Genomic DNA, 23,615 nt, shown 5'->3' with positions numbered 1-23,615 from the left:
TCCCCTTGATCGCCAGCCAGAACAGGCAGGGCATCAAGGGGAAGCCGCCGTTTATGCCTAAAAGGATGCCCAGTCGCTCCGGGCATCCGTTTCATGACGGGTAGTGGCGCTGACATGCGCCGCTACGCCCGTCTTTTTTGAGTGTTTTGTGGCGTGAACTGGTTTTGTTGTCCGGCAGTATTGCCACTGTGATTCAATTTGTATTGACTGACTTTCTCGTTTAATTGCTCTGCCTGGTCTACCAGTGACATGGCCGCAGCGGCCGCTTCTTCGACCAGGGCGGCATTTTGTTGCGTGACTTCGTCCAGTTGCGTCACTGCCGTATTCACCTGTTCGATGCCTATGCTTTGCTCACGCGAAGCAGAAGTGATTTCAGTGATTAAGTCCGAAATTTGACGTATCGCGCCTATCATCTCGTCCATCGTACTGCCTGCCTGATTGACGTATTGAGAGCCGCTCGAGACTTTTTCAGAAGAGTCTACAATCAGTTGTTTAATCTCTTTGGCCGCACTGGCTGAGCGTTGGGCCAGATTGCGCACCTCACTGGCGACGACGGCAAAGCCACGGCCTTGCTCCCCCGCACGTGCGGCTTCCACGGCTGCATTCAAGGCCAGAATATTGGTCTGAAAAGCAATGCCATCAATCACTGAAATAATTTCCTCAATCCGTGAGGAGCTCTCGGTAATTTCGGACATGGTAATGACCACCTTGCCAAATACCTCGCCACCGCGTGCAGCAATTTCGCTGGCTTGGGCGCTCATGCTGTTAGCCTGTTTGGCATTTTCAGCATTCTGTTTTACCGTAGAGGCAATCTGTTCCATACTGGCCGCGGTTTCTTCCAGCGAGCTGGCTTGCTCTTCGGTACGTTGAGACAAATCATTATTGCCCACAGAAATCTCGCTGGCGGCGGTCTTGATGGTTTCTCCGGCAATTTTGATGGCAGCGAGAATCTCAGCCATGGTGTCGACAATACTGTTGACCCCCAGGCACAATTCCCTGATCTCTCCTTGTTTGTCATCTGTCTTGATGCGCTTTGTCAAGTCGCCTGCTTTAGCTAAAGCCACCACTTCTCCGGTTTCATCGACCGCCTGTTTCATGGCTTGTGCTTCTAGCATTTTGTCGGTGATGTCCGTCGCGTATTTCACCACCTTGAAGGGTTTGCCTTCCATATCCAATATCGGGTTATAACTCGCTTGTAGCCAGACCTGCTTACCGCCTTTGCCTATACGCAGATATTGGCCGTTATCGGCTTCACCACGTGCCAGTTTTTGCCAGAACTGCTTATATTCCTGACTATTTTTATAAGCTGACTCCACAAACATACTGTGGTGGTTGCCGATGATTTCCTGCGGGCGGTAGCCAGTGACGGCTGCAAAGTTGTCATTGACATGGGTGATCGTGCCTTTTAAATCAAATTCAATCACGCCCATCACTTTGCTAATGGCCGCAATTTGTCCGGCAGAGTCTGCATTTTTAACGATTTCTGCCGTGATGTCGGTGGCGTATTTAATCACCTTCACCGGCTTACCAGCGGCATCCAGAATCGGGTTGTAGTTGGCCTGTAGCCAGATCTCTTTGCCGCCTTTGCCCAAGCGCTTGCATTGGCCGCTCATGGCTTCGCCGCGCGCCAGTTTTTCCCAGAACTGTTTATATTCCTGACTATTTTTATAAGCCGGCTCGACAAACATACTGTGGTGATTGCCGATGATTTCCTGCGCGCTGTAACCGGTGACTGCGGCAAAAATGGGGTTTACATGTGTGATATTCCCTTTGAGGTCAAATTCAATCACGCCCATCACCTTGTTGATGGCCGAAATTTGGCCTTCAAACTGCGCACTTTTACTTTTTTCAGCGGTGATGTCGGTGGCATATTTGACGACTTTGAAGGGTTTGCCTGTCGCATCAAAAATGGGGTTGTAACTGGCTTGTAGCCAAACCTCTCGGCCGCCTTTGCCGATGCGTTTGTATTGCGCGTTATCGGCCTCACCCTTGGCCAGTTTGTCCCAAAACTGTTTATATTCCGCACTGTTTTTATAAGCGGTTTCAACAAACATGCTGTGGTGATTGCCAATGATTTCCTGCTTGCTATAGCCAGTGGCTGCGGCAAAGTTGTCATTCACAGCAATGATTCTCCCGCCAAGGTCAGACTCAATCACCCCCATCACCTTGTCGATCGCAGACATCTGGCCTTCAAAGTCAGCGTTCTTGCGTTTTTCTGCCGAGATATCAGTGGCGTATTTGACTACCTTGAATGGTTTGCCCTGTTTGTCGAGAATCGGGTTGTAGCTGGCTTGCAGCCAGATTTGTTTGCCGTCTTTGCCCTTGCGCAAATATAGGCCTTGATCTGGCTCGCCGCGCACTAGCTTTTGCCAGAGTGCCTGATATTCCGGGCTTGCCTGATACGCGGCATCCACAAGCAGCCGATGGTGCTGGCCGACCAGCTCCTGCCTGCTATAACCCGTCACCGCCGCAAAGTTGTCGTTGACCGCAAGGATGTTTCCCTCCAGGTCAAATTCAATCACGCCCATGACTTTATCAATCGCGCGCAGTTGTCCTTCTTGATCTAGCTGCCGGAGCAGTGTTTCCTGAGAAGGTTGTTTGCTAAGCTTTTTAAAAATATTCCAGTCCATTTTTCACCCTCATTGATATAAATTTATCTTGTAATTATTATCGCGATACCAAATGAGATTAAATGCTAACAAGGGGTTAAGGCATGGTGGGATAAGAGAGAGATTTGTGTTTGTGTTCAATAGATCAAACAGATATGTTGTCACTTCCTCTTCGTTTAAAGGTAAAATGTAGGTATATTCTTTGTAGTTGTTTTATGATTCGCTACCAAGTCTGTGATTAGCCTGTTCGGGCTATTGGGATGAAAACACTTAATAGTTATAATTATTGTCGACATAACTATACGAATAATTTGGAGATATAAATATGTTTTGGAAACTGACTTGTGCAGGGGTCATGTTTGCAGCTTTAAATGCAAATGCAGCTACGATTACAATCACAAATGGCTACGATCAGCCGGGTGCTGCTGCGGGTAAAACTGAAATCATTGATTTCGTTCCACAGAATACCGCGTTTAATTTGGTGGGGTCACTCGACCTAGACGGTACTCTCCAGAAAAATGGTAACCAGGACTTTGTGTTTGGTCTTTACAAAAACGATACGCTAATTAAAGGCCTGGCAGATTTTGTTCCTGCCAACGGGGATGTATACAACTTCAATTTCAGCAATTTAGTGTCAGGCTCTTACAGCTTGCGATTCAACATCAATGGTGGTGGTAACTATAGCTTCAATGCTAACTTGACGCCATTTTCCTCAGTTGTCACCCCAGTGCCAGAGCCAGAAAGCATGGCTTTGATGCTCGTGGGTTTGGGCGCGATTGTCGCCCGCCGTTTTAAAAAGGCTTAATCAGCCGCATGTAAAAAAAAGCCCCAGTGATGGGGCTTTTTTATTGGCTCAGGTTTTGTGGCTGCTCGCTGCACGCTTCTCATGCATGAGCTGATACACCTGCTCGATTTCTTTTTGCTCCGCAACATCCAGCACACCATCATGATTGGCATCCATATGCTCAAACATTTTTTTCTGATGCGTCGGGTCGCCTTGCAAATACTCCTGCAAAGAAATCATGCCATCGGTGTTTTCATCCAGATAATTCATGCTGTAATTAGGCGACAGTTTATTGCAATCTGGCGTTGTCGCATGTTCGTCGGCATGCGTGTTTTGGTACAGCGATGGAATTAAAAAAACAATAAAAGTGAAAACAGGAATTTTCATATTTAACCACCCCAATAAAGTTGTCAATATGATTAACGCGATAGCTAACAGGTTCCTTAAACGCTGTTATTTTTGCAAGATTTAATAGGTTTCTAAGGCAACAAAAAACCCGCCGCAGCGGGTTTTGTAGTTTAGCCTTTTAAAGACAAGCAACGCTGTTCAGTCAAGCCGGGCAGGGCTTAGTGGTCATCCCCATGCCCGGCAATTTTATCCATCCAGGCAAACAACACGCCAGTGATGATAAAAGTCAGGTGGATGCCCACCAGCCAGGCCATTTGCTCGGTGCTAAACGTAGCCGTGCCCGAGCTTTGGTGTACAAAGGCCTTGAGCAGGTCGATGGCAGAAATCGCTACAATCGAGCCAATCAGTTTGAGTTTCAGGCCGGAGTAATCGACTTTACCCATCCATTCAGGGCGGTCTTCGCTATCAGCCGTATCAATGCGTGAGACAAAGTTTTCATAGCCGCTAAAAATCACCATAATCAGCAAGTTACCCACCAAGGTGATATCCACCAGTGCCAGTAGCGATAGCACGGTTTCCTGCTCGGTGAGCGAGCCCAGATGCCCGGCAATATGCATAAACTCCTGGCCAAACTTCACCAGTAAAATGACCAGCCCGCCGACCAGGCCGAGGTACATCGGCGCCATCAGCCAGCGGCTCTTAAAAATCAAACTCTCTAAAATTTTTTCCAAAAACTTCGCCATGAAAACTCCAAACGTAAATAGCGATTAATAAACTCTTTAAATGCCCAGCGGTTTAAAACACAAACGGCTAGAACTGCGTCAACATTTCACGCACAGCCTCTTCATCAATCCCCTTGCCGATAATCACCACGCGGCTAATCGGCTCATCTTCATCCCAACCCTCAAGCAAGGTGGGCGGGTAGGGCGTAAAGTGCACGGCGTGAATCGCCAGCGGGGCAGGCGCATCTTCCACATGCAAAATGCCTTTCATGCGTAGCAGCTTTTCACCGTGTGTCTGGCACAGCTTTAAAATCACACTTTTAAAATCCGCATAAGCCATCGGCTTGGGTAAATACACGGTAAACGTGCTCACCCCATCATGTGCGGGCGCCTTGGGCAAAGTGCCTTTTTTCGCCGCACTAAACCCACTGGCCGGGGCACGCAACCAACGCTGCGGGCTCGCCTGCTTGCTGGCAAAGTCAAATAAGCCTACATCAATAATCTGCATCGGGTCTATCTCACCATGCGACACAAATTGCTGGGTCGCATTCGGATTGATCTCGCTCAGCTTGGCCTGCAAGGCTTCAATCTGTTCCGGCGTGGCAGTATCGCGCTTGGTAATCAGCAACACATCCGCTACCGCCGCTTGTTTAAGCGCTTCTTTCTGCTCTGCAATCTGCTGCAAGCCATAAGCCGCATCAATCGTCACCACTACTGCATCTAACCTATAAACCGATTCAATCACCGGTTCATTCATCAGGTTGGCCAAAATCGGGCCAGGGTCAGCCATGCCAGTGGTTTCAATCACCAAGCGGTTAAACTCCGGCACTGCCTGCAAACTGCGCTTAAAAAACAAATCGCGCATGGTGTCAGCCAGCTCGTTTTTGAGTGAGCAGCACAAACAGCCAGAGCTCAACAACACCGTATTATCGGCAATATGCTCGCTCTCAATGGTTTGCGAAATCTGGCTATTGGCAAAAATCTGGTCCAAACCTGCTTCGCCGAGTTCATTGATGATCACTGCGGTGTCTTTCATCGCCGGGTTATGCAGCAGCTTGTTGAGCAGGGTGGTTTTGCCGCTGCCTAAAAAACCAGTGAGCAGCGTGACGGGGATACGTTTATCCATAACAATTCTAATAAAACGAGTGTGGGAGTATTTTAACGCGGATGATTATGGGGATTGCTAAGTGTTTCGACTTATATAGTTCTAAGGTGACAAATTACAAGAAGTAAGAATTAAAAAAGCTTAAATAAATTAAGCCTTTTGAGACTAAGCACGACTAACTTGGCAAACTCCGCTTTTCTAATTTTCTTCTTAAGAAAAAAAGCTATCAAAGTCATGCTCTTGGTTTTTAGTTGTAGTTCTTAATATTATTCTATGGTCTTTGCGAATACGCTCAATCCCTTTACGAGCTTTGTTTGCAAAGTGAGGTGAGCTATTGCAAACAATAAGGGCAGCAATCTTTTTGCAATCCGTATCTTCACTTTTGATGAAATTAATGGTTGCATCAATTTGATCTACAGCTTTATCGATATCCGTGCCTTTAAGCTCAATGATTAATAACTTACATCCTTCTTGTTTATTTGTAGAGACTTTCTTAATAGCTTTATCGGCAGCTGTTTTATTTTTTATGAGGCAACCATCAATATTTATTTTGAAAAATTCTTCATTGTTTTTGTTGAGTATTACTGCTTTTTTCCCTTTTTCCTCCACTTTTATTTTGGAGTCTCTTGTTTTTTCTGAACATTGATTATTAATCAGGGTATTCAATTTCTAATAACTCCTCATATTTTTTTGAAATGTCGTCGGAGACATTGTCTAGATACGCACTAGATATAAAGCCCTGCTCATCAATAATTTTTACTAATCTCTTATTTATAATTGCATATGCATTAATGTTTTTTGGGTCAAGCCATGAAGATTTCGGAATTATTTTCTCTACTAATTCGAAGTTCTCTTTTTTCAAATTTGCAACTAAATGAGCCTTTATTAAATTGTTGAAAGTTGAAAGTACATAAGGGCTATGGGTTGTAATAACCATCTTCAAAGAACGTTCGGATGAGTTAATAATTGAATTAAGAGCAGTTATTAATGAGCTTTGGGCTTGGGGGAATAAATGCGCTTCAGGTTCTTCGATATAATTTAAGGTCACATTATCTCTTTTACCCATTAAAATCGGCAAAACAGTTAAAAGGGGGAGTAGTTCTTGTTGACCGGAGGATAGTGACGAAAATGGGATTTTTCTTCCGTCATTAGAGAGGATGTATTCTTCATTTCGATTGGATTTAATTTCCCCTCCGAGAATTTCGTTCAGAATTTGTGTTGTTTTATTTTTTGTACTTCTTCTAAAAAGGTTTAGTTCATTGTCCCGAAGTCGAGCATAAATTCTGCCAAAATTCAAAGTCATCGGGTCAAGCACTTTTCCATGCTCAAAAAGTGACAATGCCTTCCCAATGTTTGTGAAAAAAGATCTACCAGCGGGAACAAAAACTTGATTTTCAATGTAATCTTCTCTCAAAATTTTCCTAAGATTTTTTCTTGTGGTTTCTCTTAAATCTAAGATGTATGAAATGTTAAGGCTTTCTTCTTCAAGAGCTTTTTTATCAATATGAACATAGGCCTCTTCGAAATTAGATGATGTCCAAATTCGGAAGTTGTCTGATGCTTTGCCTTTATAACTTGTTCTAGTGAAACGTAATTCGAGATCACCGGCTATAAACTGAATAACAAATCCATTTGTTCCCCATGCTGTAATTGGAAACCAGTCCAAAAATCTTTCTTTAATACTTTCTTTGAATTGATGAAAAGTAAGACCCTCACTAATGTTAGAGTGCATCTGATTTAAAACATCAAAGAAAAAATAATTCAATTTGCAAATAACACTTTTTCCACTAGCTTGCGGACCAATGATTAGCGTAATTTCGCTCAATTCTAAGCTCGCGGACTCAATGCAAGAAAAATCTGTGATGTTAAGAGTAACCATATGAAGTTGTGTTTTCTCAATGATCGATTATTAGGCTTAGCCGTAAATGTAACACGGGTGAATAATTACATTCTGGAATATTAATCCAAATTCTGTATCAAAGCAGCTCCAACGGATATGCAAAGATCGGTGCTCATTAGGGAGGTTATGGGTCTATTGCGAATCTCGTCAAGCCGTCAATCTTCAATAGTCATAAGCTCAATTATCGCTGAAAGGCAATCAATCAAAGGTGAGACGGTTTCGATAATTCTCACGCGAATAAGAGAGAACGATTTTAATTTCTTAAAATCGTTCTCTTTGTTGTAACTTCCCAAAGCACGAGTCTTAAGGTTATTTTCGCATGCTAATGCCCAACCTATTAAGCGCATTCATGGTAATAATCGCAAACGTCAGGTCTGAGATTTCTTGATCAGTAAAATGCGTTTTTAAAGCATTAAAAACATCATCTGGTGTGCCTGAGGTGGTGATGTTGGACACGGCATCAGTCCAGGCTAAGGCTGCGCGTTCTTTTTCGCTATATTGGTCGCTCACTTGCCAGCCGCCTAATTGATCAATCCGCGAGTTGCTTTCACCAGCCGCGCGGAGTGATTTGGCGTGAATGCCTAAGCAATAAGCACAGCAATCAATCTTGGGGTCAGGTCTTGCAAAATAAAATAAGCAGAATCTAAAGGTTCATACACGATTGATTCTATTTAATATTCCATCCCAAGTCTTGTAAAAGGTTCGTTCACTTGTCTAAAAATAAACCCCATGTCAAATAACATGGGGGAGTGCAAAAGTGAATTCCTTTTTAAAAGAGGTTTTTACAATCAAAGGACCTGCAGAGAGTTATGTGAAATGGTTTATAACTTCACGCATAGATCTTCTTTATGAGTCATGCAAATCTTAGAGTATGCAAGCCATGAGGTTAGGTTTGCGACGTTTCTTACTAGCTGATTTTGTTGCTCGTTGTTGGTGTTGATGGAGAATGTTTTGTTAAAGTCCTCATTTCCAGTTAGATTTGACCAAAGCTTTTCATTTCTTATTTTCCTTGCTTTGGAATATTCATCTTGGCTTAAAGTACTTGAATGAACTAACGTCAAATCAGCAAGTTCATTATTTAAATATTCTTTTATAGCAAGCTCTAATTCAGAATTGCCAACTAACTCTTTGATATTTGATAAAGCCTCCACTCTACTCAGAAGACTAGCTGCCAATTGATGTGAGTTTGTTTCAGTTTGATCAAAGATAAACTTTTCGTTTTTATTAACCAAAAATAAAACTTTATATAGGGCAACTATTTTCGTATCGCCTGTCAGAGAGTCCAGTTCTTTAACTGGCGTATTTTCTTTCCATACCATTTGAAGTTTAATATTTTTATCAATAGGTAGTTTATGACCAGTTTCCATGACCTTTCTGAATGAGGCGATGTTCACCTCTTTATTTGAATTATCATTAATTTCAGTTGCTACAGCTTTTCCTGTAATCGCAACGACTATTGCGATAAAAATAAGCAGAGTGATTTTTCGCATGATTGCCTAGAGTTATTGAAGGTTGATGATTTCCATACGTAGATTGGTGTCAGAGTAAAATTAAAACCTTCATCAGCTATCGCTCCTGCCAGTTTTCAATTTTGAGGCCGTGAATACGGCTAAATTCTCGCAGATTATCCGTTACAAGTGTTAGCTTTAAAGTATAGGCTTGTGCAGCAATCAGTAAATCGTTCATGCCGATGGTTTGGCCTGCTGCTTCAAGTTCTGCGCGGATGCGTCCATACTCGGTATCTACTGGGTTCTCTAATGGGACCACCGTGATGGTGGCGAGTAGATTTTCCACTTTTTCTGTGAGTTTGGGAGATGCTTTTTTTGCACAACCATAGCGTAATTCGGCGGCAACGATAATGCTGGTAAAGATATCCTTGGCTTCGATTTTTTCGATATGACGTGCGGCAGCCCCTGATGGATTACGGATCAGATCACTGATGATATTGGTGTCTAGCAAGTAGCCATTCAAAATATGTCCTCCGGCTTGGCGGGCATATCTTCAATATCCGGGAATTGATCTTCTGGCGCGAGTGGTGGCTCCTGACGCCATTGCGCCAATAGGTCGGCAAGGTTGGCGGGGCGTTCTACTGGTTCAATAATCAGCTTGTTGCCTTCACGATGAATTAATACACGATCACCTGGTAGCTCAAACTCAACCGGGATGCGAACAGCTTGGCTGCGGTTGTTGCGAAACAGCTTGGCTTCTCGGTGAGGTGCTTTGGATGGACTTGACATGATAGGCACTCCTTTTTGCATATACAAATAGTATATGCCATATTTTGTGAACGTCAATCACTAAGAGAGTCATGGCTTTTTGAGCGTAAAACTCTTGCATTTGGCCTGCGGTGCAGGACTGACAAATCAGTGGGCTGCTCAATCCCGAGTTCAGGGGGGGGCTTGCAATGGTTAGCAAGCGTTAGAAATCTCTTTAAATAGTGGATAAATTGTTGGATTTACGTTGTCACACGATCATGCAAACAAAACCATTGCGGCTTAATCCTAAAAAGCTGTTACATTCTAAGTGGACAGCGGTAAAGCCCGTGAATAAAGAAAAACACTTTATGGTGACCAAGCTCATCGTAAGCGATGAGAAGATGGGTGATGAGGAGACGCAAGTGATTGAAACCGTTGAGTTAGAAGCGGTCATGACTGGGCGCGTGCAGGTGATTGACTGGCATGCGTTGCAAGACCGCGCAGTGTGGAAACAGGGGTGGGTGGCGTGAAAAATATTGCGGTGATTGGTGCGGGGATGGCGGGCTTGTCTTGCAGCCAGGCGTTGCAGCAGGCCGGTTATCTGGTGACGGTGTTTGAAAAGAGCCGTGGGCCTTCGGGGCGCGTGTCTACGCGATTGGGCGAGGGCTGGCAGTGTGACCATGGCGCACAGTATTTTACGGTGAGCCAGCAGCCGTTTGTGACACAGGTGCAAAAGTGGTTGCAGGCGGGCGTGGTGGCTGAGTGGCAAGGGCGCATTTACGAGGCGAATGAGGCCGGTTTACGCGCCAAGCTGTCTGAAAAACAGCGTTATGTTGGCGTGCCGCGCAATACGCGACCAGCGCGGCAGATGGCACAGTCTTTAACCGTAGAGCTGGAGCAGACGGTGCAGCAGATTACCTTTGCCGAGGGGAAATGGCGCGTGCACAGCAAAGAGCACGGCGCGTATCCGCAGGTGTTTGACAAGGTTGTGCTGGCGATTCCGGCACCGCAGGCACAGGCGCTGCTAGGCTTTAATCTGGAGATGCAGACGCTGGCGGCCAGTGTAAACATGCGTGGCTGCTGGGCCTTGATGGGGCGCTATACACATACGCTCGATTTGCCGTTTGATGGCTTGTTTGTGAATGCAGGCCCGCTGAGTTGGGTGGCAAGAGACAGTAGCAAGCCCGGGCGTTTGCCTGAGGGGAGTGCGGTCAAAGAGGTCTGGGTGTTACATGCCAGTGCTGAATGGTCCGAGGCCAATATTGAGCGTGCACCAGAGGAGGTTGCGCTGGCGTTGCTGGCGGCATTCCAGGCCTTGGGCGGTGAAGCGCCCATGGAACACAGTGTGCACCGCTGGCGCTATGCGGATTGTGCCAATTATCTGCACCAGGGCTTTGCCTGGGATGCAGCCCAGCAGCTGGGCATGTGCGGCGACTGGCTCAATGGCGGCAAGGTAGAAGGCGCATGGATGAGCGGCTACCAGCTCGCGCAGGCGATGATAAAAACCTGCGAGCCTTGTTATTGATTAAGGATTACTTGTATTCGTTGTCTTGGGGAGTTTTGGCATGATCCATCTGCGGAACATGAGCGGCGTGATCATTGTTGTCACTACGCCCATCAACACCAGCACTGAGAACAAATCCTGCCCGATAAAGCCGCGTTCATAGGCAATGCTGGCGATGACCAGCTCCATCACGCCGCGGCCATTGAGGATAAAGCCGATGCCTAGTGCATCGCTTTTGCTCAGGCCGATGAGGCGGCCCCCCAGCCAACCGGCCAGAATTTTAGTCACTATCGACACCACCAGTACCACAGCGACAAACCAGACTGAATCTATGACCTGAATTTTGAATTCCAGCCCGAGATAGGCAAAAAATACCGGGGCCAGAAAGCCACCCGTGATGGAGCTCAAGGTGAGCTCTAGCTCTTTGTAGCGTTCGGGTGAGAAAAAGGTGCGGTCTATGAGCAGGGCGCCAAAGAAGGCGCCGATGATAAAGTGAAACCCGAGCGCGGCACTGACTGAACCAAATACGAGTACCAATAGGAGCAGCAAGCCGAACAGGGCCTCGTTGCCGATGATGGTGACCAGCTTTTCTGACAGTTGGTCGATAAGAATGCCTCTTTGAATGACCTGCTTGATCAGCACACTAATGCTGACAATCAGCGTCATGAGCAAAATCAGCTTCCAGCTCGCGTTAAACGTGGCAGCGGCCACGGCCTGATAGGATTTTTGTTCGGGCAAGTTGAGAATCACCCCTAACACCAGCAGCGCGGCGATATCGTTAAAGATCGCCGTGGCGACTGAATAGCGTGCGATGGTAGAGTCCAGCAGTTTGAAGCTTTGCAGAATGCTGACGGTGACGGGTAGCGCTGTAATCGAGACACACAGGCCCAGAAATACCGTACGGCTGACATCCAGACCAAAGCCAACCCCGACCAGAATGCCGCCCGTGAGTGGCAGCAAAAAGCCCAGCAGCGCAATGACTGCGCCTTTGCCACGCATGGAGTCTATGACCTCCTTGAAGTTCATCTCCAGCCCGGCCGACAGCACGATTAAGAACACGGCAAACTCAGAGATGCCAGACAGCGCTGGGCTGGGCGTGATCAGGTTGAGCAGGCTGGGCCCAAGCAACACCCCGGCCAACATTTCGCCAATAATGGCGGGTTGGCTAAAGCGACTGAAGACTTGCCCGAGCAGGCGGGCGGTGACGATCAGAATCAGTAGCGATGTCAGTAATGGCATTGGTTTCTCTTATGGTTGGGCAGCGCGCCATAAGGCAAGATCAATGGGGTCGTTGCGCGAGGACTTCTTTTGGTTTGAACCATCAAGATTAAAGTCACGGACGGTGCAGGCTTAGCGTAGCGCGCGTGCAGAATAGAGTGTAACGGATTTAGGCGCGGATGGCATGTATCAGGGCGCGCATTGGCGTTCAGGGCTGCATCTGTGTCAATGACGTCGCAAAAAACCAACGGCGCTTTGTTGCGCAGGCTTAGTGCGTAAAGACCTGGACCATTTCTTTGCGATTTTTGCGTGCGCGCTTATCGGCATACATGCGTTTGTCAGCGATGCGCATCAGCGATTCGGTGTCTGTGGCTTCGTGGGCAAACACGATGCCTACGCTGGTGCCCGCGCCAACGATGCCTTCTTTTTGCAGGTGCAAGTGCGTGTATTCCAACTGGTGCTGGCACCATTCCACATCATCCTCATGGCAGACGATGGCAAATTCATCACCCCCCAGGCGGTATAGCTTGCCATGCGTATCCAGCTTGTTCGTCAGGATGCGGCTAAAACTCTTGAGCAGCTGATCCCCGGCCTCGTGGCCATATTGGTCGTTGACATGCTTGAGGTTGTCGATATCAAGGAACATCAGGCAACCATGCTCGGGAAAATGCAGCATTTGATTCTCCAGCGCATGCCGGTTGGGCACGCCAGTCAGGCGGTCTGTCATGGCCAGCGAGCGCGTGGATTCGAGCTCGGCTAGCATGTGTTCTTTTTCTTTGTGCAGACGGTTGATCTGGTATGCCACCAGCAGTGAAAGCGCGACGGCTTCCACGGTCACTGCGATGAGGCCGAGTTGCTCTACAGTCCAGGCGTTTGAGCTGAGGCGATTTGCGGTAATCGTCAAACCACCTAGCACGCCAAAAATGGAAATGGCCAGCAGGTATAACTGCGCCACGCGCTGACCTTGCAAGCTCAAACGGATGCCACACACCAGGCCAAAGACCAGAAAAATGGCCACGCCTAGCCTGTCCATTTCCAGCATCCAGTTGGGGTAGATCATGGCGAACACCATGAGCGCCAGTAGCGTCAGCCTGGCCGCAATCGAAACCTGATAAAGCCGGCTATGGCGAAACGGGCTGATGCCGAGTAAATGACAGACAAAGCTGATATAAGCGAGATTGGAAAACAGGATAGGCAGGCTGGTCAGGTAGAACCAGTGCCAGTCAAACAATTGTTTGAACAGGCCGAGCACCGCGCTTTGAAAAATCAGGTTGCCCAGAATAAACAAGGCATACATGCGCTCGGTGACGTGGCCGGGCATGATGCCAATGGCCATGTAATAACTGAAAATCCCCAGCAAAATGCCTAGCAGCAACAGGCTCACGGCGGTGCTGATATTGGTTTGTTGCTGGTAGCTGGCGAGGTCAGTCACAAACACTTCTGGTTGCGCCAGATAATAAGGGGATTGCAGCCAGGTAATGAGCCGGTAGGTCCCCGGCTGCAGTGCTACGAGGCGGCCATGCCTGAGCAGAAGCTGGTCTGTATGCTCGCTACTGAGTCCGCCTGACATGACATGCATGGTGTGGTGACCATCAGAAATTTCGTGCTGGAACTGGGCCAGGGTAGAGGTGTTTTTAAAGTCAATCACATACTGACCGGCCTGCGTGATCTTGAGCACGCCCTGACACACGAAGCGGCCGCCTTGCAGCGGAATATTGCCTACGATTTCGCCCTTGCTGCTCATGCAGGTTGTACCCGACAATTGCGCGTCTGCCTGGGCTTGCGTAGGCAGCCAGGTCAAGAGCAGCATCAGGGAAAAGAGGAGAAAGCGTTGCAAGACTGTTATCCATCAAGAGTAAATCTAACAAGTGAGTTTACCTGAAAATTTCCTGTCCCTCTTGTGGGGCAATGGATTAAGAAACGCAAAGAATTACTAACGAAGGTGTGGTTGCGGGTGATGTGTTCTAGGCCAAACAGCGCGCTTGTCAGGGGCGCTGTTTGAGTGAAAGGGCGTTGGGTACTAACTCATGTTTCAGGGTTGGCTTGGCGTTGCTTTGATCTGGCTGGCGATCTGGTCGGATAATTTGTCCAAGTCTTGCCCCAGTGCGCGGACCAGCGCTGGGTAGCCGTTTTCTGTGAGCGGGGTGGTAAATTGAAACGGCTGGATTTTGAGCGGACGTTGATCGGCGGACAGCCATTGCCATTGGCCGCTCATGATCGCCACGCCACGCAAATGTCCTTGAAACTGATCTATGCGCAATTGCAAGCGGCTGGCTTGCAGTTTGGTGCCGGGCAAGGCATCGGTGACCAGGGTGTCAGGCAGGCGTTGGGCGAGTCGGCTGCGCAGGCCTTGCCGTAATTCTTCAGACAGCGAAGCGCTCCATAAATGGTCACGCGTGGGTTGAATGGTAATGTCATCAAGCTGGATCAGAATACGGTCGCTGTCCAGCGCATCGGCCAGCACCAGATTGCCCAGAATAAGGATGCGTGTGGGGGGCGTGGTCGTGCTAGGCAGACTGACTTCTGGCAGGCTGTAGCGCTGGGTATTGACCGGCGGGCGGTTGCCCAGACAAGCGGTCAGCGACAGGCTGCAGAGCAGGCAAATTGTCGTACGCAAGAAAGAAAAAGGCATATGCATGAAAACTGTCCTTATGGAGTTGCCGGTGCCAGTGGCAGCGGGTCGTTACCGGGTTTGCGGTCAAACAGGATGGCATTGGGCTGCTCATTTAGCGTACGCACCAGCGGCTGGACTTCGCGCAAGACCTTTTCCAGCCGTTGCAGGGTGCTACTGAGCTCCTGATAAGCCGGTGACTCGGGCGACAGGCCTTTGATGGTGGTGCGCAACTCTTGCATGGTCTGGTTCAGGTTGGCCGGCATTTGCTGGAACTCGGGTTGCGCCACAAACTGGTTCACTTGCTGGCTCAGCGCACGGATCTCCCGCAAGGTTTGCTCGGATTGTTGCAGGTTTTTATCGAGGCCGCTTAATACTGGCTCCACATTGAGCTTATTCAGTTTATCCAGCAGATCAGACAGTTTCTGTTCGATCTGTGCCAGGCTGGTCGCGCTTGTGGGCAACACTGGCAAGCCTTCAAAGGTTTTGGCTTTGTAGTTGACTTTGCGTGCATGCTTGTCCATGTTCAAGTCGACAAACAACGAGCCTGTCAGCAGGTTGCCAGATTTGAGCGTGGCATGCAGGCCGTTTTTGAGCATAATGCCGAGGCGCGATTTCCACTCGTTGAGGTCTGCCTTGCCACTGTCTGCCAGACGGCCAGGTTCGAGATGAATCAGCACCGGAATCGCATAGTTAAAGTCCTGTTTGCGTGCGGGCGAGTTGAATTTCCACGGCACTTGCATCACCGTGCCTACACGCAGGCCGCGGAACTCGACCGGCGCGCCACTGGAGAGTCCACGCACCGTATCATCCACCAGCAGCACATATTCCAGATATTGGTCGTAGGTTTGCTGGCGGGCAGCTTCTTCATTGGCATACAGCTCAAAAGTGGTTTCGGACGGCACCGGTTTACCCATGGGCCGATTGTCGGCATGGCCAAAGCTGACCCCGCCCGCAATCAACGACTCCACGGTGGGGATGCTGGCCTTGAAGCCTTCGGAATCCAGCTTGAGGTCTATGCCAACGGTGGTCCAGAAGCGCGTGTTTTCAGTGATCAACACGTCGTAGGGCTGCTCGATAAACAACTCATGCTGCATTTTGCGTTGCTTGGGGTCAAAGGTGGCGCTCGCCACCCGGCCCACGCGCAGGCCCTGATAGGTGACCGGGTCACCAATGCGCAAGGCGTTGCCGACGGTACCGATCAAATTAATATGTACGCCGCCGGCGCCATTCAATGAAATGGGGGGCTGGTCGAGCACGGTAAATTCGTCTGTTTCTTCATGACCCTTGCCCGGTTGCAACTGGATGTAGGCGCCTGAGATCACGGTATTGAGGCCGCTGATGCCCTCAAGGCCGATCCGGGGCTTGACCACCCATAATTGCGTATCTTTGACCAGCAGCGGTTGCGCATCTGGCGCAATACGGGCGATGACCTGAATATGCCCGAGGTCTTCGGACAGTTTGACTTGCTCGACCAGACCGATATCGACGCTATGCACCTTGATTTTGGTTTTGCCGGCTTCTATACCTTCGGCGTTTGACATTGAGAGCGTGATTTGCTTGCCAGCGCGCGTATAGTTGTCATAGATGAGCCAGCAGCCTATCAGCAACGCAACAATGGGTACGATCCAGATCGGTGAAACTCGGGCCTGCTTGCCTACCCGGGCCAATAAATTGTCATCAGACGTATCAGTCATATTGTTTTCCTTGAGTATCCCATAACAGGCGCGGATCAAACGCCATTGCGGCCAGCATGGTGGTAATCACCACGGCGCAAAAGGCCAGCGCGGCGGGGCCGGGCAACACCGACATCAGGTTGCCGGACTGGATCAGTGCCACCATGATGGCGACCACAAACACATCCACCATGGACCAGCGGCCGACAAACTCGGTTAGATGATAGAGCCGTGTTTTTTGCAGGGCATTGAGTGGCCCCGGGTGTTTGACCAGCCACGATAACAGGATTAACACCAGCATTTTGAGGATGGGCACCAGTACACTGGCGACAAAAATCACGACCGCAATCGGTTGCGAGCCATGCTGCCAGAGCTCCATCATGCCGCCGATAATGGTGGCTGCATGGCTTTGCCCCAGCGCGGTGGTAATCATCATCGGGTAGGCATTGGCCGGGATATATAAAATGATGGCGGTGAGCAACAGCGCCCAGGTGAACTGCAGGCTGTGCGGCTTGCGCGCATGCAAGAGCGTGCCACAACGGATACAGCTGGCATGATGGCCTTCGTTATCAGGATGACTAGCCAGGTGGTTGATCAGCCCACAAGTCGGGCAGCCGGTGACATGCTGCTCGGCGGCGGTGATGCCGCAACGGATATCTTCCGGGGTTTCCGGTTCGCCTGCCAGCCGGTACCACAGCCAGTCTATATCCACCGAGCGTGTCGTCATCAGCAAGAGTAGCGCAAACACGCAATACGCCCAGAACGAGGCGCCCAGATGCACATCGGCCATGCCGGTCAGCTTCACCAGGCTGATCAGCGCGGCGACGATAAAAACATCCGCCATCATCCATGGGTGCAGTTGTGAAAACAGGCGCGCAATCACATCGCTGTAGGCTTTGGGTACCGTGCGTAATACATTGGCCTGCATGGCAATCACCCCGGTCAGGTACAAGCCGGGCAGCACAATTGCCGTGCACGCTACAATAAAGGCCACAATGGGTTGATGCGATTGCAACAAGGTGGAGGCAGTTTGCGACAGCGCGATCTGGTTATCCAGCCCACCGGCATCGACACGGATAAACGGGAACGCCACCGCAATCAACAGCGTGATGAGCGCGCTTGCCGCCAGCGCAATGCTGCGTTGCACCGGATGCAGGTAGCGGCGTGCCAGCACATGTCCACAGCGCGGGCAACTGGCGTGCTGACCCGGCCGCAGTACCGGAATGGCACTGACCATGTCACAGGCTGGGCAGGCACGCAAGCGTCGCCATTTTGTCGGTTGCTGGGTCGTCATACAGGGGGTTGCAGGCAGCGGATTGTCAGTTTTTCAACAGGCTGGATACAAGCATAGTAATGGGATTGGATTTGATCAGGCAAGAAAAATTCCGTGCTCTAGACACTCATTAAGAGGGACTGATGACAAGAATTGTCTCTTAGGGCGGTTTGATGCACACGATTTTTCAACGCATATGCGCTTTGAAATCCCTGTTGTCTCATCCTTTTCGCCATGGTGAAAAGAGCAGGGGAAGGGGCAAGAAGGATTTTCTGAGCGATGCGCTGCCGGGTGTGCGCAAGCCGACGTATTCAGTAGAGGAGTGCGCGCCTGTTTTGATGTGACTCTTAAGTATGCAGGCCTGCCAGGCGCATGCAAAAGCGCAGCAATAAACTGACTAGGCCCAACGCCGCAATGCTGGCGAGCCAGATCAGGCATAGCCAGCCTACACGCTTGCGCCAGTTGGGGCGTGGGGCGTCTGCCTGATCAGACTTTGTCCCTGTTGTGTGCTTAATGGTAGTGCTCATCTCTATTCACCTTGCCCCTGAAAATATAGTAGCCCCAGGCGGTGTAAATTAAAATAATCGGGATGATCACCAGTGCGCCTATCAATGCAAACATCTGGCTGATATGCGGCGCTGCGGCAGCTTGTATCGGCAAGTCGGGCGGAATGATGTTAGGCCAGATGCTGATGCCCAGCCCGGCATAGCCCAGCAGAACCAGTGCCAGGGTGTACAGGAATGGGCGGGCTTCAGCTTGCTGGCTCAGGGCTCGCTGCAAGCGGTAAAAACACAACCCTACCAGCAACGGCACGGGCGACAGCCATAACAGATTCGGCATGCTGAACCAGCGCTCAGCAATGCGGCTATCCATCCATGGCGTCCACACGCTGATGATGACAATGATGGCAAACAAGGCGGTGGCGATGTGTTTTGACAGGCGGTAACAGCTGGCCTGTAGCGCGCCATCGGTTTTCATGATCAGCCAGGTGCTGCCGAGCAGGGCATAGGTGACCAGCAAGCCAACGCCGGTAAACAGCGAAAAGGGTGAAATCCAGTCCAGTGAACCACCCGCATACGCCTGGTTTGCCATGGGGATCCCTTGCAGGTAAGCCCCTAGCGTCATGCCCTGAAAAAAGGTCGCTGCAACCGATCCGCCGGTAAATGCCTTGTCCCAGAAGTGCCTTTCGCTATCCTTGGCGCGAAACCTGAATTCAAACGCCACGCCTCTGAAGATTAGTGCCATCAGCATCAGCAGCAAAGGCAGCGCAAACGCACTCAAAATCACCGAATAGGCTAAGGGGAAGGCAGCGAGCAAGCCGGCGCCCCCCAACACCAGCCAGGTTTCATTCCCATCCCACACCGGGGCTACCGTGTTCATCATGAGGTCACGGTCGCTTTTGTCTTTAAAAAAGGGATAAAGAATGCCTATGCCAAGATCAAAGCCATCCATGATGATGTACATCATGATGCCAAACAAAATGATCGCAGCCCATATCAGAGACAAGTCCATTTATTGATCCTTTGATTGATCGTCAGCCTGAGTGCCAGCCTGGTGCTTTGCTGACTGCGCCGAAGCGGGTGTCTTGGTCTCCGGGTGAAACTCAGGGGCCAGCGTAAATGCAGTGGCGTGGTCAAGCTGCGGTGAAATGGCGTCGCCGTGCAGTGCCTCCCCGGTACTAGGGCCTGCTTTGAGCAGCCGGAGCATGAAGCGCGTGCCCATGCCAAACACTAACAGGTAAATGATGACAAACAGGCCCAAGGTCAGTGCCACCTCGCTGGCAGGGTGCGGCGTCACCGCCTCTGCAGTACGCAACACGCCATACACTACCCAGGGCTGGCGGCCGATTTCGGTGGTGAACCAGCCTGCCAGGATGGCAATAATGCCTGCGGGCCCCATGGCCACTGCAAACTTGAGGAACAGCGGCTGTTGATACAGTTGTTGTTTCAAGCGTAGCCACACGGAGGAGAATGCCAGCAAGATCATGAGCAAGCCCAGCGCCACCATCACGCGGAAGGTCCAGAAAATAATGGTGGCATTGGGCCGATCTTGAGGGGCGAATTGCTTGAGTGCAGGAATCTGCTCGGTCAATGAGTGACGCAAAATCAGGCTGCCAAGCACCGGGATTTCGAGGACAAAATGATTCTTTTCCTGTTGCATGTCTGGCCAGGCAAACAGAATCAGCGGTGTCGGTTCATTGCCTTTGTTCTCCCAGTGCGCTTCAATCGCGGCGATTTTGGCGGGTTGGTATTTGAGGGTATTCAAGCCATGCATATCGCCAATAAATGCTTGCAAGGGCGCAATCAGCAGAATCAGCCATAACCCCATGGACAACATTTTACGGATGCTGGCGTGATCCCGCTGCTTGAGCAAGTGCCAGGCCGCTGTCGCCACCACCAGCAAGGCTGTGGCCAGATAGGCACCGATGACCATGTGCATGAGCCGGTAAGGGAATGAGGGATTGAATATGATCTGCCACCAGTCCACCGGCACTACTTTACCGGCGATTAACTCAAAGCCCTGTGGCGTTTGCATCCAGCTATTCGAAGCCAGAATCCAGGTGGCAGAGATCAAGGTGCCAACCGCGACCATCAAGGTTGACAGAAAGTGCAGGCCTGGCCCGACCTTGTTCCAGCCAAACAGCATCACGCCGAGAAAACCCGCCTCAAGAAAGAAGGCGGTAAGCACTTCATAAGCCAGTAGAGGACCGGTCACGCCGCCGGCGACATTGGAGAAGCCAGCCCAGTTGGTGCCAAACTGGTAGGCCATCACCAGGCCAGATACCACGCCCATGCCAAAACATAGCGAGAACACTTTAATCCAGAAGTGGTAGAGATCCAGATACACGCTTTGTTTGGTCATGAGCCAGCGTGCTTCGAGGACTGCCAGGTAACTGGCCAAACCTATGGTGATGGCCGGGAAGATGATGTGAAACGAAATCGTAAAACCAAACTGGATACGCGCCAGTGTCAGTGCCAAATCAGACATATTGATCTTTCTACCACCTTACCTTCCCGCCGCCGGAGAGGGATATCGCCTGCTATTGCGGAAATCAACCGTATAGACCGTGTCTACGCCCATTAAGTTTGCCACAGGGCCGTCTGCAAGTAAAAAAATCTATCCTCGGCGTTTGCCTGACAAAGAGACGCCGTTTGATGACTTGTTGGTAAGAGCGCAGGCCCGCATAAGTAAAAAGCCTTGCAACAATGCAAGGCTTTTAGCAGACATCACTCACAAGATTAGTGTTGATCCAGGTCTTTTAATAATTGCTGCTGCAGCGCGATCTCGCTAGGCAGTGCGGTGGCAACCATCAACGCGACACTATCGTTAGGCGCTAAACTGGATGCACCATGTTCAGCGGCGGCTTGTTCGGGGATCAAGTCAGCGATATGCAAGGCATCCGTTTGTGGCGGATGATCCGCTGGGGCCGCAAAAGCGGCAAACTCTAATGGTGATTGCAAGAGGGTAGAAATATCCAGTTCGGTATCGCCCGCCTGTAATGAGGAGAGGACATGTTGCAACAATTGTGCATCAATCGCATCATCACTGGCATGCGGCAGATAATCCGCCGTCAATTGCGCGCTCAGTGTCATGGTTTGCAGACCTTGCACCTGCAAGCGTTCCCCGGTCGCAGTCTCCAGCGAAACCTGGACGCCATCATGCGCCACAATACGCTCACCCTCGCGTAACCAGTCCCCAGCGATCAGTGGCCGGTGCTGGCCCATTGCGTTGACTGCTTCGACCTGACCATCCAGGTGTGAAATTTTTGCCACCATGCTATGCATCTTTATTCTCCTGGAAATATTATATCCTCATAACCTTACATGCCTAAGTCTGTCAAGCTTGGACAAGCTGAATATTACAAAAATTTGCCGAAAATTTGCAGCGTGAGTGGCATTTTGCAGATGGCTGGCCTGTGGCCAAAAAAATATAAAATATTTCGCAAAAAGTGGTTGACCAAGGGGCGTGGTCTCAGTAATATAGCGCCTTCAAACGACGTACCGATTCCTCAATAGCTCAGTCGGTAGAGCGCCGGACTGTTAATCCGTAGGTCCCTGGTTCGAGCCCAGGTTGAGGAGCCAACTTGATGCAAAAGTGGGCACTGTTAAATCAGTGCCCATTTTTTTCGTCTCAACAATCGCACTTGCCATGGCGTCATAACTTCCTGATATTGTCGCCTCTCCATCTTTTAGCACTATTTGCTGTATCAGCCCTTTTAAGTATTGTTTGCCGAAATTGGATTTTCGGTCTGAGAGCTTTTCTTTCAGAACTTGCGCGAATACTTTGATGTTCTTTTGATTCAGTGCATCGACTGGCATATCCTGCTGCCGCTTCATGGCTGCAATCTCAAGCAAAATATCCTGTCGTCTGGTCTGGATATTTCTTGATCTGGCTTGCAAGGTTTCATCCATCGGCAAAAAGCCCTTTTCCACCGCCTCAAACAATCGCTCATTGCGCTGGTTTAGCTCTTCCAGTTCCTTTTGTAGCGGTTGCGCGTGATTAGTTTGTTCTTTGTTGCGCTGGACAACCCGCTTGCGCATCTCCTGCATCATTGTGGAAACTCGATCCGCCGTGAAAACCTTGTCTGCAAGGGTGGTCAACACAAGGTTGTCCAGTTTCTCCATTGGAACAGCAGGCATAGTGCATAAATGATTGCCCTTGCCGATGCGAGTATTACATTTATAGTACCGATAGCGCCCACCTTTGCCCGTTGCTAGCGTCATGCCTGCACCGCAGATGCCGCATTTCAATATACCAGTGAGCAGAGTAGGTGAGTTGACCAACCTCGGCGGCACTTTTGCGGGCGCGCGCTCCGCTCTGCGGATGCGTGCGTCCTCAAACGTGCTCGCCTCGATGATGGCGGGTATCTCGACCTTGATCCATTCGCTTGATGGTTTCAACTCACCTGTTTTGTTGTTCTGCTTGTTGAAATAGTATTCGCCGATGTACGCCGAATTGGAAAGCACCTCATGCACACGGCTACGGTTCCATTTTTGGGTGCGTAAGCGGATGTTTTTGTCGTTCAGATAGGTGGCAATCTCTTTTGCACCCATGTGACCGTATTCATTGCCAAACAGGTACAAATGAAAAATCTTTTTGACGATTTCAGATTCCAGCGGATCAATGTCGATTTTCTTTTTCTTTTTGCCCTTGGCGCCCATGATCTCGATTTCAATCGCCCGATAGCCAAACGGTGCGCGTGATCCGTTCATAAATCCACGTCTGGCATTTTCTTTCATGGCGCGGATGGTGTGCTTGCCGTTTTCTTTGCTCTGGTACTCATCAAACAAGCTGAAAATCTTGCTCGCCATTTCACCGGCTGGATCGTCACTGGTAATCTGAGTAATTGAAACCAGCTTGCAATGCGCCCGCTTCAATCTGCGTTCATAGTTCAAAAACTCAAACATATCGCGAAAAAAGCGTGACCGGCTATGCACGATGATGGCCTCATAAGGTTCACTGTCGCTGGTCGCGTCTGTAATCATTTGCTGAAAGACTGGTCGCCTGTCATCGGTGGCGGATGCACCTGGCTCGATATACTCCATCGCAACAACATATCCATTTACCTGACACCAGTCACGCATTTGGTTAAGCTGGTCTGGAATGGACAAATCCTTTTCAGCTTGTCTGACTGTGGAAACTCTCGCGTAAAGTGCTACCGCCATTTTG

23 protein-coding genes and 1 tRNA gene are annotated in these 23,615 nt (G+C 49.7%); 4 read left to right on the top strand and 20 right to left on the bottom strand.

Translation table 11 applies throughout. The annotated features are described in order from the left end of the window. Positions 1–122: 122 nt before the first annotated feature. The gene (locus tag ACT53C_RS13315; protein ID WP_476146754.1) at positions 123–2,630 is read right to left on the bottom strand and encodes a methyl-accepting chemotaxis protein; all 2,508 of its coding nucleotides are present in this window, start codon (positions 2,628–2,630) and stop codon (positions 123–125) included. A 304-nt stretch (positions 2,631–2,934) separates the two neighbouring features. On the opposite strand from ACT53C_RS13315, the gene ACT53C_RS13310 reads away from it, so the two are divergent. Continuing rightward, the gene (locus ACT53C_RS13310; protein ID WP_476146752.1) at positions 2,935–3,414 is read left to right on the top strand and encodes a PEP-CTERM sorting domain-containing protein; all 480 of its coding nucleotides are present in this window, start codon (positions 2,935–2,937) and stop codon (positions 3,412–3,414) included. 48 nt (positions 3,415–3,462) lie between these two features. On the opposite strand, the gene ACT53C_RS13305 is transcribed toward ACT53C_RS13310, so the two are convergent. The 9 genes from ACT53C_RS13305 to ACT53C_RS13265 form a co-directional block, all read right to left on the bottom strand. Continuing rightward, the gene (locus ACT53C_RS13305; protein WP_476146750.1) at positions 3,463–3,780 is read right to left on the bottom strand and encodes a hypothetical protein; all 318 of its coding nucleotides are present in this window, start codon (positions 3,778–3,780) and stop codon (positions 3,463–3,465) included. A 179-nt stretch (positions 3,781–3,959) separates the two neighbouring features. Further along, positions 3,960–4,484: a TIGR00645 family protein gene (locus tag ACT53C_RS13300; protein WP_194747933.1), complete on the bottom strand. Its 525-nt coding sequence runs from the start codon at positions 4,482–4,484 to the stop codon at positions 3,960–3,962. 67 nt (positions 4,485–4,551) lie between these two features. Then, positions 4,552–5,589, bottom strand: a complete 1,038-nt coding sequence (locus ACT53C_RS13295) for a CobW family GTP-binding protein (RefSeq protein WP_476146748.1) — start codon at positions 5,587–5,589, stop codon at positions 4,552–4,554. Positions 5,590–5,778: 189 nt separating this feature from the next. Next, positions 5,779–6,234: a hypothetical protein gene (locus ACT53C_RS13290; protein ID WP_476146746.1), complete on the bottom strand. Its 456-nt coding sequence runs from the start codon at positions 6,232–6,234 to the stop codon at positions 5,779–5,781. Further along, positions 6,218–7,393 carry an AAA family ATPase gene (locus ACT53C_RS13285; protein ID WP_476146744.1) on the bottom strand — a complete coding sequence of 392 codons (1,176 nt, stop codon included), beginning with the start codon at positions 7,391–7,393 and terminating at the stop codon, positions 6,218–6,220. Before ACT53C_RS13285 ends, ACT53C_RS13290 begins: the two co-directional genes overlap by 17 nt. Positions 7,394–7,777: 384 nt before the next feature. Next, the gene (locus tag ACT53C_RS13280; RefSeq protein WP_476146796.1) at positions 7,778–8,074 is read right to left on the bottom strand and encodes a carboxymuconolactone decarboxylase family protein; all 297 of its coding nucleotides are present in this window, start codon (positions 8,072–8,074) and stop codon (positions 7,778–7,780) included. 215 nt (positions 8,075–8,289) lie between these two features. Continuing rightward, complete coding sequence (locus ACT53C_RS13275) at positions 8,290–8,958, bottom strand: hypothetical protein (protein ID WP_194747928.1); 669 nt, start codon at positions 8,956–8,958, stop codon at positions 8,290–8,292. A gap of 76 nt (positions 8,959–9,034) precedes the next feature. Beyond that, a complete protein-coding gene (locus ACT53C_RS13270; RefSeq protein WP_476146742.1) occupies positions 9,035–9,439 on the bottom strand; it encodes a PIN domain-containing protein in 405 nt (134 codons plus the stop codon). Next, positions 9,436–9,705, bottom strand: a complete 270-nt coding sequence (locus ACT53C_RS13265; RefSeq protein ID WP_476146740.1) for an antitoxin — start codon at positions 9,703–9,705, stop codon at positions 9,436–9,438. The genes ACT53C_RS13270 and ACT53C_RS13265 overlap by 4 nt, the downstream gene beginning before the upstream one ends. Before the next feature lie 305 nt (positions 9,706–10,010). Between ACT53C_RS13265 and ACT53C_RS13260 the strand changes: the two genes are divergently transcribed. Beyond that, on the top strand, positions 10,011–10,193 hold the full coding sequence (locus tag ACT53C_RS13260) for a TIGR02450 family Trp-rich protein (protein WP_313988036.1): 183 nt from the start codon (positions 10,011–10,013) through the stop codon (positions 10,191–10,193). Further along, positions 10,190–11,188 carry an NAD(P)/FAD-dependent oxidoreductase gene (locus ACT53C_RS13255; RefSeq protein WP_476146738.1) on the top strand — a complete coding sequence of 333 codons (999 nt, stop codon included), beginning with the start codon at positions 10,190–10,192 and terminating at the stop codon, positions 11,186–11,188. The genes ACT53C_RS13260 and ACT53C_RS13255 overlap by 4 nt, the downstream gene beginning before the upstream one ends. On the opposite strand, the gene ACT53C_RS13250 is transcribed toward ACT53C_RS13255, so the two are convergent. The 9 genes from ACT53C_RS13250 to ACT53C_RS13210 all read right to left on the bottom strand — a co-directional run bounded on the left by ACT53C_RS13250 (position 11,189) and on the right by ACT53C_RS13210 (position 21,730). Further along, entirely contained in the window at positions 11,189–12,406 is a 1,218-nt protein-coding gene (locus ACT53C_RS13250; RefSeq protein WP_476146736.1) for a cation:proton antiporter, read from the bottom strand. Positions 12,407–12,653: 247 nt separating this feature from the next. Further along, entirely contained in the window at positions 12,654–14,222 is a 1,569-nt protein-coding gene (locus ACT53C_RS13245) for a GGDEF domain-containing protein (RefSeq protein WP_476146734.1), read from the bottom strand. Between the two features lie 195 nt (positions 14,223–14,417). Continuing rightward, entirely contained in the window at positions 14,418–15,023 is a 606-nt protein-coding gene (locus tag ACT53C_RS13240; RefSeq protein ID WP_476146732.1) for a PqiC family protein, read from the bottom strand. 11 nt (positions 15,024–15,034) lie between these two features. Further along, complete coding sequence (gene pqiB / locus ACT53C_RS13235) at positions 15,035–16,693, bottom strand: intermembrane transport protein PqiB (protein ID WP_476146730.1); 1,659 nt, start codon at positions 16,691–16,693, stop codon at positions 15,035–15,037. Further along, on the bottom strand, positions 16,686–17,966 hold the full coding sequence (locus ACT53C_RS13230; protein ID WP_379075820.1) for a PqiA/YebS family transporter subunit: 1,281 nt from the start codon (positions 17,964–17,966) through the stop codon (positions 16,686–16,688). The genes pqiB and ACT53C_RS13230 overlap by 8 nt, the downstream gene beginning before the upstream one ends. Positions 17,967–18,292: 326 nt before the next feature. Beyond that, complete coding sequence (locus ACT53C_RS13225) at positions 18,293–18,472, bottom strand: DUF2474 domain-containing protein (RefSeq protein ID WP_476146728.1); 180 nt, start codon at positions 18,470–18,472, stop codon at positions 18,293–18,295. Then, entirely contained in the window at positions 18,456–19,457 is a 1,002-nt protein-coding gene (cydB, locus tag ACT53C_RS13220) for a cytochrome d ubiquinol oxidase subunit II (protein ID WP_476146726.1), read from the bottom strand. The genes ACT53C_RS13225 and cydB overlap by 17 nt, the downstream gene beginning before the upstream one ends. Further along, complete coding sequence (locus tag ACT53C_RS13215; protein ID WP_194747913.1) at positions 19,458–20,933, bottom strand: cytochrome ubiquinol oxidase subunit I; 1,476 nt, start codon at positions 20,931–20,933, stop codon at positions 19,458–19,460. It abuts the gene before it with no gap. A 251-nt stretch (positions 20,934–21,184) separates the two neighbouring features. Beyond that, positions 21,185–21,730, bottom strand: a complete 546-nt coding sequence (locus ACT53C_RS13210; protein ID WP_476146724.1) for a hypothetical protein — start codon at positions 21,728–21,730, stop codon at positions 21,185–21,187. 221 nt (positions 21,731–21,951) lie between these two features. On the opposite strand from ACT53C_RS13210, the gene ACT53C_RS13205 reads away from it, so the two are divergent. Beyond that, a tRNA-Asn gene (locus ACT53C_RS13205) sits at positions 21,952–22,027 on the top strand. On the opposite strand, the gene ACT53C_RS13200 is transcribed toward ACT53C_RS13205, so the two are convergent. After that, a complete protein-coding gene (locus tag ACT53C_RS13200) occupies positions 21,986–23,611 on the bottom strand; it encodes a recombinase family protein (RefSeq protein ID WP_476146794.1) in 1,626 nt (541 codons plus the stop codon). The two genes, ACT53C_RS13205 and ACT53C_RS13200, sit on opposite strands and share 42 nt — an antisense overlap. Positions 23,612–23,615 lie beyond the last annotated feature (4 nt).

This window comes from Methylophilus sp. DMC14 (genome assembly GCF_056314085.1).
The sequence above is the reverse complement of the archived record's forward strand: the minus strand, read 5'-3'. Positions and strand labels throughout refer to the sequence as shown.